Annotated in this window: 13 protein-coding genes and 2 pseudogenes; 9 read left to right on the forward strand and 6 right to left on the reverse strand. The window is 71.1% G+C overall.

The window, feature by feature from the left end:
• Positions 1-37: 37 nt before the first annotated feature.
• Positions 38-451: a VOC family protein gene (locus AB0G10_RS15065; protein WP_360920517.1), complete on the forward strand. Its 414-nt coding sequence runs from the start codon at positions 38-40 to the stop codon at positions 449-451.
• A 194-nt stretch (positions 452-645) separates the two neighbouring features.
• Complete coding sequence (locus AB0G10_RS15070) at positions 646-2856, forward strand: DUF6055 domain-containing protein (protein WP_360920520.1); 2211 nt, start codon at positions 646-648, stop codon at positions 2854-2856.
• 26 nt (positions 2857-2882) lie between these two features.
• On the opposite strand, the gene AB0G10_RS15075 is transcribed toward AB0G10_RS15070, so the two are convergent.
• The 3 genes from AB0G10_RS15075 to AB0G10_RS15085 all read right to left on the reverse strand — a co-directional run bounded on the left by AB0G10_RS15075 (position 2883) and on the right by AB0G10_RS15085 (position 6090).
• Positions 2883-3026: a hypothetical protein gene (locus tag AB0G10_RS15075; protein WP_360920523.1), complete on the reverse strand. Its 144-nt coding sequence runs from the start codon at positions 3024-3026 to the stop codon at positions 2883-2885.
• Positions 3027-3130: 104 nt separating this feature from the next.
• Positions 3131-4027, reverse strand: a complete 897-nt coding sequence (locus AB0G10_RS15080; RefSeq protein WP_360920526.1) for an LLM class flavin-dependent oxidoreductase — start codon at positions 4025-4027, stop codon at positions 3131-3133.
• Positions 4024-6090: an LLM class flavin-dependent oxidoreductase gene (locus tag AB0G10_RS15085; RefSeq protein WP_360920528.1), complete on the reverse strand. Its 2067-nt coding sequence runs from the start codon at positions 6088-6090 to the stop codon at positions 4024-4026. The genes AB0G10_RS15080 and AB0G10_RS15085 overlap by 4 nt, the downstream gene beginning before the upstream one ends.
• 78 nt (positions 6091-6168) lie before the next feature.
• Here AB0G10_RS15085 and AB0G10_RS15090 point away from each other — a divergent pair, with 78 nt between their 5' ends.
• A complete protein-coding gene (locus tag AB0G10_RS15090; RefSeq protein WP_360920531.1) occupies positions 6169-6603 on the forward strand; it encodes a MarR family transcriptional regulator in 435 nt (144 codons plus the stop codon).
• 55 nt (positions 6604-6658) lie between these two features.
• On the forward strand, positions 6659-7030 hold the full coding sequence (locus AB0G10_RS15095; RefSeq protein ID WP_360920533.1) for a VOC family protein: 372 nt from the start codon (positions 6659-6661) through the stop codon (positions 7028-7030).
• Positions 7031-7032: 2 nt separating this feature from the next.
• Here the strand turns inward: AB0G10_RS15095 and AB0G10_RS15100 are convergent, their stop codons facing one another.
• Complete coding sequence (locus tag AB0G10_RS15100; protein WP_360920536.1) at positions 7033-8451, reverse strand: PAS domain S-box protein; 1419 nt, start codon at positions 8449-8451, stop codon at positions 7033-7035.
• A 137-nt stretch (positions 8452-8588) separates the two neighbouring features.
• Between AB0G10_RS15100 and AB0G10_RS15105 the strand changes: the two genes are divergently transcribed.
• The 5 genes from AB0G10_RS15105 (at position 8589) to AB0G10_RS15125 (ending at position 11481) form a co-directional block, all read left to right on the forward strand.
• Positions 8589-8768, forward strand: a complete 180-nt coding sequence (locus tag AB0G10_RS15105; protein ID WP_360920538.1) for a hypothetical protein — start codon at positions 8589-8591, stop codon at positions 8766-8768.
• A gap of 13 nt (positions 8769-8781) precedes the next feature.
• Positions 8782-9129, forward strand: a complete 348-nt coding sequence (locus tag AB0G10_RS15110; protein ID WP_360920541.1) for an MmpS family transport accessory protein — start codon at positions 8782-8784, stop codon at positions 9127-9129.
• An 80-nt stretch (positions 9130-9209) separates the two neighbouring features.
• The gene (locus AB0G10_RS15115) at positions 9210-9533 is read left to right on the forward strand and encodes an STAS domain-containing protein (RefSeq protein ID WP_360920544.1); all 324 of its coding nucleotides are present in this window, start codon (positions 9210-9212) and stop codon (positions 9531-9533) included.
• A 38-nt stretch (positions 9534-9571) separates the two neighbouring features.
• Entirely contained in the window at positions 9572-10594 is a 1023-nt protein-coding gene (locus AB0G10_RS15120; RefSeq protein ID WP_360920547.1) for a LuxR C-terminal-related transcriptional regulator, read from the forward strand.
• On the forward strand, positions 10591-11481 hold the full coding sequence (locus AB0G10_RS15125) for a hypothetical protein (protein ID WP_360920550.1): 891 nt from the start codon (positions 10591-10593) through the stop codon (positions 11479-11481). The genes AB0G10_RS15120 and AB0G10_RS15125 overlap by 4 nt, the downstream gene beginning before the upstream one ends.
• Before the next feature lie 114 nt (positions 11482-11595).
• Here AB0G10_RS15125 and AB0G10_RS15130 read toward each other — a convergent pair.
• Both AB0G10_RS15130 and AB0G10_RS15135 read right to left on the reverse strand, forming a co-directional pair.
• A pseudogene (locus AB0G10_RS15130) lies at positions 11596-12168 on the reverse strand (ABC transporter permease); the annotation flags it as partial.
• Positions 12141-12383 (reverse strand): annotated as a pseudogene (locus AB0G10_RS15135) (daunorubicin/doxorubicin resistance ABC transporter ATP-binding protein DrrA); the annotation flags it as partial. The pseudogenes AB0G10_RS15135 and AB0G10_RS15130, both read right to left, overlap by 28 nt.
• Between the last annotated feature and the right edge of the window lie 35 nt (positions 12384-12418).

The following is a 12418-nucleotide window of genomic DNA, read 5'->3' on the forward strand; positions in this document are numbered from 1 at the left end:
CTGCGAGTCTGACTACCAACGAAAGGGAGAGACAACCATGAGCGTCACCACCACCGTCCACCTCAACTTCAAGGACCAGGCCCGCGAGGCGCTGGAGTTCTACCGTTCGGTCTTCGGCGGCGAGGTCGTCGCGTTCACGAATGCCCAGGCCGGGACCGTGGCGCATCCGTCCGACGCCGACCGCATCTCGTGGGGCGAGGTCCGCACCGGCAACGGCTTCCACGTGATGGCCTTCGACGTACGTGAGGAGCAGACCTACGACGCCGGCGACAATCCCTTCTTCGTCTCGGTCCGCGGCGACGACGCCGACGAGATCACCGGCTACTGGAAGGGCCTCTCCGAGGGCGCCACGATCCTGGCCGATCTGGGCCCGGCGGGCTGGTCGCCGCTCTACGGCATGCTGCGGGACCGTTTCGGCGTGATCTGGACCCTCGATATCGCGGCCGCCTAGGGTCAAGACCTTTCGGGGTACGAGGGGAAGCCCCGAACCCTTGCCGAAAACGTTTTCGTAGTTCAGGGTGGGTGTCCATAGATAACGGGCTATCCCTGTGACCTCCCCCGAAAGGTCACGGCCGGCCCGCACATCCCCGATGCGCCCGCGCCGATCCCCGTCGGCGCGGCGCGCAGACCTGGAGGGCATCCCCCATGCAGCTTCTCCATGCCCGGACACCGCGGAAATGGCTGCTCGCGGCCGTGACCGCCGTGCTGATCGTGGCGAGTCTCGTCGCGCCGCAGACGATGCAACCAGCGGAGGCGGCGGCCAAGTCGGTGTATCTGCCGGCCCGCTGGACCCAGACCGGCGAGGTGCCGTGGGCGTCGAACCGGACCCGTGAGTCGGCGAACTTCATCCTGCTCTGGGGTGAGAAGTCGGGCACGAATCCGGCCTCGGCGCCGTCGCCGTACAACTTCGACCCGAACAGCATCATCACGCAGCTGGAGAACCTCTACTCCTTCTACGTCAACACGATGCGGTTCACGCCGGAGACCGGCAAGCTCGCGCAATACAAGATCGTCGTCATCGTCACGAACACCTGGAACCGGACTGAGCTGAACGCCTGGGCCACCGGCGGGCAGGTGGACAACCAGGTCGGCGTCATCAACATCGACCCGAAGGCGGCGCTGCCCGGCTCGTGGGGACTCGCCCACGAGCTCGGTCACGTCTTCCAGTGCTACACCACGATGAACCGCCCCGGTAACGGGCTCATCGACGCGACCGCCGGCACGTTCTGGGAGACCAGCGCCGAGTTCATGGCGATGCAGGCGCTGCCGGCCACCGCGGCCGGCGACCTGACCCGCTGGCTGCGCTCGGAGAACCTGTACTACAGCTCGAGCCGGCACCACTACGGCAACTGGATGCTCGCGCAGTACATCAAGGACCGGGATGGCCTGGCGATGTTCAATCGCATCTGGAACGAGGCCGCCGGCAACGAGCACCCGCTGGAGACGTACCGAAGAACTTCCGGAATCTCGCAATCGGAACTCAATCGGCGGATGGGTGAATACGCGACGCGGACCGTCACCTACGATTTCGGCAACCGCGCCACGCTCATGCCGTTCATCACCAACGTGTACGGGGCCGGGTTCCTCAACAACGCCTACAACGGCGGCAACGTCGAGGCCGTGAACCAGAGCCTCGGCCACTACCGGATCAACACCCGGCAGGCGCCGTCCGACTACGGCTTCAACAAGATCAAGCTGGTGCCCTCGTCGGCCGGCTCCGTGATCAAGGTACGGCTCAAGGGCCACAGCGAGACCGGCGCGACCGGCTGGACGTTCGGCCTGGTCGCGAAGCGCTCCGACGGCACCGCCCGGTACTCCTCGCTCTACACCGGCGTGGACGGGCAGATCGACTTCCCGCTGCAGTCCGGCGAGTCCGAGGCGTGGCTGGTCGTCACCGGCACCCCGAACGCCGTGCCGCACTACGCCTTCCTCGACGGCTACACCAAGGCCCGCCGCTTCCCGTACGAGTTCCGGGTCTCCGGCGCCACCCCGTCCGGCTTCGAACCCGGATACGTCAAGCCGGCCGCCACGAACGGCGGCCGCTGGCACGCCAACGGCGGCGGCTGGGTGGCCGGCAACGCGAACGTCGCGTCCACCGCCTACGTCGGCCCGAAGGCGGCCGTCTTCGCCGGCACGGTCAGCGGCAACGCCCGCATCGAGGGCCTGGGCTGGGTCAACGGCGGCAGCGTCGGCGGCAACGCGGTGGTCAAGGACAACGCCATCATCCAGTCCGGCGCCAACCTCTCCGGCACCGTCGTGGTGGGCGGCGACGCGGAGTTCGCCGGCGCCTGCAGCGCGGGAACATACCTGCAATTCAGTACGTCGCGCGGCTGCGACGGCGGCGCCGGGGAGGCCGACGTCAACCCGGCGCACGGCACGTTCGCCAGCGACGAGCTGACGATCGGCGGCGCCACGACCCCGGTGGAGACCAACCTGGCCCGCACCGCGACCGCGTCGGCGTCCTACACCTCACCGTGGGAGTCGGTGGCCGCGATCAACGACGGCGCCGAGCCGGCCTCCTCGAACGACACCGCCGGCCCGCGCTGGGGCACCTGGCCCGAGTCGGGCGCGCAGTGGGCGGAGCTGACCTGGCCCGCGCCGGTGCGGGTGAGCCGGGCCCAGGTCTACCTGTTCGACGACAACGGCGGCGTCCGGCTGCCCTCGTCGTGGAAGCTGCAGTACTGGACCGGCTCGGCGTACGCCGACGTGGCCGGATCGAGCGGCTATCCGGCCGTGGCGGGCGCCTACAACACGGTCCGCTTCACCGCCGTCGACACGACGCGGCTGCGGGTGGCGCTGCAGTCCAGCGGCACCTCGTCGGTCGGGTTGCTGGAGGTGAAGGCCTTCACGTCCTGACCGGGTGGACGGGTGCGCCGCCTTCGCTACGGGAGGGCGGCCCGCCGGACGGCATACGCCCGGTGGGCCGCCACCACCGCGTCGAGGAGGAGGGCGGCCATCTCCCCGGGCGTGACCACCCGGTTCGTCGCGACCTCGTAGTCCTCGATGTCGTGGGCGTTCGCGCACACCGCCGGACTCTCGCACATGCCGGCCCCGGCCGGCGCGTCGACCTGGCCGGTGGCCGAAAAAGCGGATGAGGCCGATCGGCCCGCCGCGGGCATCCGGCAGGAGATCAACGCCGCTCGTCCGCCACCAGCTCCCGGACCGCCGGCGCCACCTCGGCGGCGAACTCCTCGATCGCCGCCGGGTCGTCGCTCGCCAGGATGAACGCGCTGATCCCGTGCTCGAGGGTCAGCCCGGCGAGATCCTCGGCCCACTGTTCGGCCGGGCCGTCCAGGAAGGACCGGCCGAGCACGCTGAACCGGCCGTTGATGTTGAGAAGCCGGCGTACGGCCCGCGGGTCCCGGCCGGCCTCGGCCGCGCTGTCGTCGATCGCCCTGTTGATCCCGGCGTAGTCGGCCGGGCCGCCGGGCAGGTAGGACAGCGACGGCAGCACGCCGTCGGCGGCCCGGCCGACCAGGCGCAGCATCCTGGGCTTGTAGGCGCCCACCCAGATGCTCATGTCGTGGGCCGGCGCCGGGCCGCGCTTGAGGCCCTCGATCTGGTAGTACGTGCCGGGCACGCCGACCGGCCCGGTCCGGCCGGTGTCCCACACCGCGCGGATCACCTCGATCGCCTCGCCGAGGGCCGCGACGGACTGGCCGGCGCTGAGCCGCCGCGCGCCCATCGCCTCGATGCCGTCCCAGAACGCGCCGGCGCCGAGGCCCAGCTCGATGCGCCCGCCGGTGAGGTGGTCCAGCGCCGCGTGGCTGCGGGCCAGCACGGCCGGTGGCCGCAGCGGCAGGCTGAGCACATTGCCGGCGAGGCGGATCTTGGAGGTCAGGGCTGCCGCGTACGAGATCAGCGTCCAGGTGTCGTGGAACCGGGGCAGGTAGGGGTGGTCCTGGAAGGTGGCCAGGTCCAGTCCGGCACGGTCGGCGACGACCGCCAGCTCGACGGCCTGCCGCACCGGCTGGGCGGTCGGGGTGATGAACGTGCCGAAGAGCAGGTCGTGTCCGTAATCGGTCATCGCGCCACCGTCCTGATGTTGAAGTTGTCCCGGAACAGGTTGTCCGGGTCGTAGCGCCGTTTGATTCCCCGCAGCCGTTCCATGGTGGCGGCCGGGAACGCGTCCGCCACCCGCTCCGGCGTGGGATCGGTCTCGAAGCTCAGGTACAGGCCGTCGAAGTGCGGCAGCAGCGTCGCCCAGGCCTCGTCGACCCGCCGTTTCGAGGACCCCATCACGGCGATCGAGAAGTTCGCGGAGCGGTGGGCATAAGCGGTCTCGGACGGGTCCACGTCGGCGACCGCGCCACCCACCGTGCGGATCTGGAACCAGTGCACCGCGCCGCTCGCGATCAGGGCGGCGGCGGCCCGCGCGAACGCCGGCGTGAGGTGCTCGATCAGCCCGGAGCGCGAGATCGGGTCGCCCTGCCCCTGGTGGTGGCCGTCGGCCGCATTCGCCATGACCGATGCGTACGGCTGTAGCGTCACGTTCTGCTGGTAGAGCGGGGACACCGCGGCGATCGGCTGCAGCGTGTCGATGATGGTCTCCGGATCGCTGCTGTCGACCATCGCCATGAGCTGCGCGAACGCCGGCTGCCCGGGCCGGCGCCCACCCATGATCAGCTGCCCGCTGAGGTCGCGCGGCGCCGCCTCGATCGCCCTGCCCCAGTCGACGAGCAGCTGTGCCGGGTCGTCGGCGGCGACCACGAGCTGGGCGAACCCGACGTCGCCGACCTCGTCCACCTCGAAGTCGAACGAGGTGACCACGCCGACGTTGGCGCCGGCACCGCGAACCGCCCAGAACAGGTCGGCGTTCTCGGTCACGGAGGCGCGCACCACCGTGCCGTCGGCGAGCACCACCTCGACGCCGCGCAGGTGGTCGATCGTGAGCCCGTGCTTGCGCGCCAGCCAGCCGATGCCGCCCGCCGTGGCGAGACCGCCGACGCCGACGCCGCCGTAGTCGCCGGAGCTGAGCGCCCAGCCGTGCGGAGCGAGGAACCGCGCGACGTCCATCCAGCGGGCGCCGGGTCCGACTCTGATCAGCCGGTGCGACGCGTCGAGGATCTCCATGCCGTCCATCGCGGCGAGGCTGATCACGATGCCGCCGTCGTTCGTCGAGCGCCCGCTGATGCCGTGGCCGGCGCTGCGGACGCCGAGCGGCACCCCGGGGTGCGCGCGGGCGAACGCGAGGGCGTCGGCCACTTCGGCCGTGGTGCGCGGGCGCAGCACGATCCCGGGCGCCCCGCCGCGCATGTAGGTGTTGCGCACCCGCGCGTAGTCGAGATCACCGGGCTCGACGGCGGTCGCGGCGAGACTGTCCGGCACGGCGTCGTAGTCGATCCCCACGCGACGCTTCGCCCGTACCGAAGGGGGTCTGAAAACGGACAACGGCCCGGCGGTCTCCCGCAAGGGCGACCAGGCGGTGAGATCGGGGAGCTCGTCGGCGCGGATCAGGAAGGTGTCCGCGCCCAGCGCCACCAGCTCGTCGCCGGAAAGCCCTGGCTCGATGATCAGAATGCGACGGACCTCGCTAGGGTCACGGCCCGCGTCTGCCGCGGCCTTTTCCAGAGATCGGTACGAGGTGAGCACGTCATCGCTGCTCAACACCGTGGCGTCGGCGACCCAGCCGTCGGCGAGACGCCCCGCCCGGCGCAGCTCCTCGGGATCGTCACCGGTCAGCCAGATCGGCACGCGATGGGCCGGCAGAGGACCGCGCTGCGCCTTCGGAACGTGGTGGCTCTCGCCCCGGTACCGCAGCGGACCCGGCTCGCCGGCGTCCAGGACGCCGCGAACGATTTCGGTCACCTCGCCGGCGTCCGCGCCCGTCAGGCCGATCTCCAGCCGGCCGCCGGAGAGCAGGTCGAGGCTGGCCGCGGCGCGCCCGATCACGGTCGGCTCGCGGTGCCCGGTATCGATCACGGCGGCCAGGCCGATGCGCTCGGTGTGGCCGGCGATCCAGGTCAGCAGGGTCCACGGGTCGGCGTGCGCCCCACCCGTGATCACTGCCAGGTCGTAGCCGAGCTCTTCGGCGCGGCGAGCCTCGGCCACCGAGGTGACCAGCGCGCCGAACCGCAGCCGATGTGTCATGGTGTCTCCATGGTTGATGTGTCAACTCGTTGATACATCAACCGGCGGCTGATCTGCAAACAGACGTAATATTCGACGGTGACCCCGGACGTCTCCACCACCTGGCAGGCCTATCAGCGCATGCGCGTGCTGCTGAACGGCCAGATCAGCCGCGAGCTGAGCCGCACCACCGGGCTGTCCGAAGCCGATTACGACATCCTGTTCTTCCTGGAGCAGTCCGCCGAGACCAGTGTCCGCTCGGTCGCCCTGCGCTGCGGCCTGGCCTGGGAGAAGTCACGTCTCTCACACCAGCTGCGCCGGATGGAACAGCGCGGCCTGATCGAGAAGTCGGCCGGCGCGATCATCCGCCTGACCGACAAGGGCCGCTCGCAGATCGCCGCGGCCCGGGACTGTCACGAGGCGGCGGTGGCCCGCTATTTCGGTGAGGTCCTCTCCCCCGAGCAGCTGGCGGCGCTGGCCGCGATCTCCGACCAGGTGGTGTCCCGGCTGCAGCAGGATCATCCGCACGCTTGACCTCGACAAGGCTTCACCTTGCATCCTTGCCTTCCATTGACGGAAGGGCATGGCCATGCGGGTGCGAGGGATCTCCTGGGTCGGCGTGAAGACCGATTCCTATCAGTCGATGCGGAACTTCTTCGCCGACGTGGCCGGGATGACACCGGACCACGAGGACGGCGACTTCACGGTGTTCGGCCTGCCCGGCGGCGACAAGCTGGAGATCTTCGGGCCGGGCGCCGCGGATCCGCCGGGGCAGTTCGCCGCCGGGAAGGTCGTGGCCGGGCTGCTCGTCGACGACATCGACGAGGCCATCGCCGAGCTGCGGGCCGCCGGAATCGCGCTGATCGGCGAGAAGCAGGGCGGCGACGGCTACTGGTGGCAGCACTTCCGCGCGCCGGACGGCACGGTCTTCGAGCTGGCGGAGGACGCCGGGCACCCCTGAGGTCAGGCGGGCAGGCGGGCCGGGACGTCGGTGACCGGCAGCAGGATCACGAACGTGGTGCCGATGCCGGGCGTCGAGTCGACGGTGATGTGGCCGCGGGCGTCGGTGACGATGCCATAGACGGTGGACAGGCCCAGGCCCGTACCCTGATCGATGGGTTTGGTCGTGAAGAACGGCTCGAAAAGGCGATCGCGGACCTCGGGCGTCATGCCCGTGCCGGTGTCGCTGACGGTGAGTTTGCCGTAGCGCCCGGGCGGGACCGGCGCGGCCATGCCGGCGGGCACCTCGATCAGGTCGGTCTCGATCACGACCATGCCGCCGCCGGGCATCGCGTCGCGGGCGTTGATCACGAGGTTCAGCAGGATCTGGTCGAGGCGGCCGCGGTTCGCGCAGACCGGGACCGTGCCGGGATGCAGCCGGCAGGTGAGTTCCACACCGGCGCCGATGCTGCGGCTGAGCAGGTCATACGCGCCGGCCACGGACTCGTTCAGGTCGACCTCCTCGACCTGGGTCGGGTCCCGCTTGGCGAACAGCAGCAGCTGGCTGGTCAGCGAACCGGCCTGGCCGGCGGCGTTGCGGATGCGCTCCAGGTCGGCGGCGCCCTGCGGGGTGACCTGGTCGGCCAGCATCTCGGCGTAGTTCCCGATGATCGCCAGCAGGTTGTTGAAGTCGTGCGCGACACCGCCGGCGAGCTGGCCGAGGCTCTCCATCCGGGCGGCGCGGGCCGACCGCTCCTTCTGCGTGATGTCGCGTTCCGTGGCGGCCGCCGCGACCACCCGGCCCTGCTGGTCCCGGATCGGCGCCACGGCGACCGAGACCAGCACCTCGCTGCCGTCCCGGCAGACCCGGCGGGTCTCGTCGAGCTGCACGGGCCTGCCGCTCGCCAGTTCGGCCAGCTTCTCGGTGAGCGCCTCGAGCCGGCCGGGCGGCAGCACCTTGCTGAACTTCGTACCGATCACCTCGGCCGCGGGATAGCCGTAGAGGTTCTCCGCACCCCGGTTCCAGGTGGTGATCGTGCCGTCGAGATCGGTCACGATGATCGCGTCCGACGACTGCTCGATGATCGCGGCGAGCATCTCCTGATGCTTCGCCGCGTCCGCGGCGCCGTCGAGCAGCCGGCGCAGGTGCCGGGCTATTCCCCAGCCGATCCCGGTGGCGGCGAGCACGACCAGCAGCCGCACCACCTGGTCGACCGAGCCGAGCAGCCCGTGCCGGGTGGAGACGGCCCCGGCGGCGGCCAGCGCGTAGCCGCCCACGGCCAGCACGGCGGGCGGGTTCGCCGAGGCCGCCGCGAGCGCCGGGCCGAGCGCCAGCATGCCGAAGGTCAGCATGTGCGCCGGCAGCACCGCCGACAGCACCGCCAGAACCGTCACCGTCGCGAACGACACCGCGATGTACGGTCCCGATCGCATGATCTTCATCAGGGCCGCCTTCCTGGTGATTTGCGGCATCCCTCCTGATACACCCTAGTCCCGGGCGTGACGAGTTCGCCGAGTTCGCCGACTCTTCAACCGCCGTACCCCTGCGGCCCCGGCCGTCCTGGTGAAACCGTCGGCACATGGTCTTCTTGATGACGGCGTCGATGGCCCTGCTCGGCGGAACGACGTGGCTCGCCCTGGAGTCGCCGGTCACCCGCCACCCCGAACGCACCCGCCGGCTGGCGGGCATCGGGGTGGCGGCGTGCCTGTCCATCGCCGCGATCGTCGTGGCGGTGTGGCTGCTGACCCTGTGGCGATGACTATCATGCGGCGGTGAATCGCAGGCTTCTCGCCGCCCTCGCGGTGATCGTCGTCGTGGCCGGGGCCGCCTGGGTCCATCTGGCCGGTGAACGCGAGGTCCGGCTGGAGATCACCGCCCGCAGCGGCACCGTGTCACGGATCCAGTGGCGGGCCGGCGGCGGCGCCGAGCAGTCGGCCGGTGGCCGGCTCCCGACACCCTGGTCGACGACCATCACGGTGAAGCGGCTCAGCGGGATCGTCACCCTCGCCGCCCTGTCCACCCGCGACGATGAAGTCACCTGCCGCATAGCCGTCGACGGCGAGCCCGCCACCGAATCGACGGCAAACGAGGCCACCGGCTGCACCGCGACGCTGAGCTGAGGGCCGCCGAGGCGTAGGAATTTCTGCCGATGTGACCGTCCATCGTGCCCCGTAGCGTCGGCACGAAGGGGGTGGTCGGCTTGTCGGAAACCCTCACCGTGCGGTTCTCGCGGCTCGCCTGCGGCGACTGTCTCGTCTGCGTACGAGGCGAACTCGACCTCGACACACGGTCGCTGTTCCTGGCGCGGATGGCACTGCTGCTCGCCGAGCACCGCCCGCGCCGGGTGCATCTCGACCTGACCGGCCTGACGTTCTGCGACTGCGCCGGCCTGCGGGCGATCCAGGCCGTCGGCCGGCTCGGGGAGGCGCGGCATCGGGTACGGGTCACCGCGGCGAGCCAGTGCGTCGACCTCATTCTGCGGTTGTGCCACATCGAACACCTTTGGGGGCACCGGCCCGCATGACCGGATTCCGCCGGACATACTGAAGGATGCCCGTCGTCATGGCCTTGCCGGAGCTGGCGGCGGAGCTGTCCGCGATCGGCGGCTCGGCGCTCAGCCCCGGCGACCGCGCCGATGCGGTGCTCGATCTGCTGCAGCGGGTGTATTCGTTCGACGCCGGATTCGTCGGGTTGTTCGATCCGCGCGTGCACCGTCAGGTGTCGCTCACCAGCCGGGGGCATACGGCGCGCGTCCGGCACTACCACGAGAGCCCGCAGCTGATCGACGACTTCGCCCGTGTCGCCCTGCTCCGGCCCCACCATCCACCGGTGCAGGTCAACGACCGGATGCCGGCGGTCGACGCGATGCGGGGGTGGCGGGAGATCATGCGACCGGAAGGCTTCCGTTCCGCGATCGGCCTGGTGCTGACCACGGCTGACGGTCGCTACCTGGGCAACATCGGCCTGCAGAGCACCGGCGGCAAGGGGCCCGGCGAGGAGCAGGTGCGGCTGCTGCACCAGGTCTCCCGGTTGATCGCCGACATCCTGGATCCGCTGCGTGCCGTCGCCGCGGTCGCCGCCCTGGTGGCGCACGCCCGTGCCGGGGTCGGGCTCACCCATGCCGCGACGACAGTGCCGGTTCCGGGCCTGCCCGGCGACGCCCTGCTGGCCGAGGGGTCGGCGGTGCTGCGGGTCACGGCCGAGCGGCTGCGCGGCGGGCCGCAGCTGTTCACGTTCCTGACCGGCGACCCCGGCGGCGGGCTCGTGCGGGTCACGGCGCTGGCTTGCCCACCGCAGCCGGCGAGCGATCTCCACGCGGTCGTCGTGCTGTCGCCGCCGCCCGATCAGCACGGTCTCACGATGCGCGAACTGGAGGTGCTCGGCCTGCTCGTGGACGGCTGCAGCAACACCGAGATCGCGGTCGCCCTGCGGATGGCGCCGCGCACCGCCGTGGCCCACCTCGAACACATCATGATCAAGCTGGCGGCGCCGTCCCGTACCTTCGCCGCGGTCCAGGCCCTGCGGCGAGGCCTCTTCATCCCCGCCGAGCTGACCCTCGGCCGGCAGCGGGCGGCCGTCCCGTGACCCGCCACGACGCGGTGTTCGCCGAGCTCGCGACCGTTGCGCACCGTCCCGGCGCCCCGCACGCCCGCGCCCGGGCCCTGCTCACCCCACTTCAAGACCTTTTCGGGTACGACGGAGTCGACATCGCCCTGCACGACCCGGAACGACGGAGTCACCAGCCGCTGGTCCGGCACGGGCACCCGCCGTCCGCCGACGATCTCGTGATCGCCCTGCGCGCCGCCGACGGCTCCCTCGTCGGCTGTCTCGCCCTGCACCTCCCCGGCCCCGTCCCCGAGGAGACGCGCGCCCTGCTCACCACCGTCGCCCCGATCGTCGCCCACGCGATCGATCCCCGGCCGTTGCTGGCGGAGGCGGCCTCGCTGATCACCGCACCGATCGCCGGAACCGTCCTCACCCGAGCCGGAAACACCGAGCCGCTGCCGAGCCTGCCCGGATCGCCGAAGATGCCCGGGCAGCCGAAGACACCCGGGCCGCCGGAGATGCCCGGGCCGCGGGAGATGCCCGGCCACCCGCTTCTCGCCCGCGGCTCCCCCACGCTCACCGAGGCCCGCGCCTGCCTGGCCGCCGGCGCCACCCACGCCACCTACCTGGCTGCGGCCGGGCACTTCTTCCAGGTCACCGTGCTGTCCACCGCGCACATCCCGCCCGGCCACCGCATCGGCCTGGTGCTGCTCTCCGCGCCCCAGGACCTGCGCGAACTGACCCACCGCGAACTCACGCTCCTCGGCCTCCGCCTCGCCGGACGGCGGGGACGGCCCGCCTTCGACTCGATCGCCACGATGAACGCCATCCGGGCCAAGCTGGGCGTCTCGAGCAGGAGAAAGGCCCTCCTGTACGCCGCGGCCCACGGCCTCTACCTCCCCGCCGGCCATTGCGGCGACCCGTGAAGGACCGGAACCGATCAGCGGCCACGGTCGAGGGGACTCCCGGCCGCGGGAGTCCGGATTGTGCTCGGCGAAGGTGCGGACGCCGGTGGGCATCGTCGCGATCGGGACGAAGGCCGACGACGCGAAGGTCAGCGGGAACACCCAGATCAGGCCGGCGGATTGGGCGGCCTCGGCGTTGCGGACCGACAGGCCGATCCACGCGCTGATCCAGGAGAAGACGTAGGAGAACGCCAGGACCAGCAGAAACGCGAGGGCCAGCCGCCACGGCTCCGGCCCGGGGCGGAAGCCGACGAGCAGGCCGACGGCGGTCATGACGGACAGCGTGAAGACGTTCATGACGAGGTCGGCGGCGGTCCGTCCGACGAGGACGGCGGAACGGGCGATCGGCAGGGAGCGCAGGCGGTCCACCACGCCGCCGCCGAGATCCTCGGTCAGTCCGATTCCGGTCACCAGGGCGCCGAAGATCGCGGTCTGCACGATGATGCCGGGCATCAGGTAGTCGACGTAGCTGACCGTGCCGGTGTCGATGGCGCCGCCGAAGATGTACCGGAAGAGCAGCACGAAGATGACCGGCTGGATGAACGAGAAGACGATGTACGTCGGGCGGCGCAGCGTCTTGCGCAGTTGCCGGCTGACGCATCGGGCCGGCTGACGCGCATCCGGTCGGCCGCGCCGGTCAGGTCGAATCGTTCGAGGATCTCGCGGGCCCGGCGGCGGGCCTCGGCGCGGGACAGCCGGTAGAGCCGGCCGACCATCTCGAGGTTCTCCCGGCCGACCATCTCGAGGTTCTCCCGGCCGGTCAGCTCCTGGTCGACGGCGGCGTACTGCCCGGCCAGCCCGATCGCCCGGCGCACCGGGAGCGGATCCGCGACGACGTCGTGGCCCATCACGCGCGCCGTGCCACGCGCCGGCGGCAGAGGTCCTCTACTTCCACCGG

The organism is Actinoplanes sp. NPDC023714 (assembly GCF_040639855.1).
GTDB lineage: Bacteria > Actinomycetota > Actinomycetes > Mycobacteriales > Micromonosporaceae > Actinoplanes.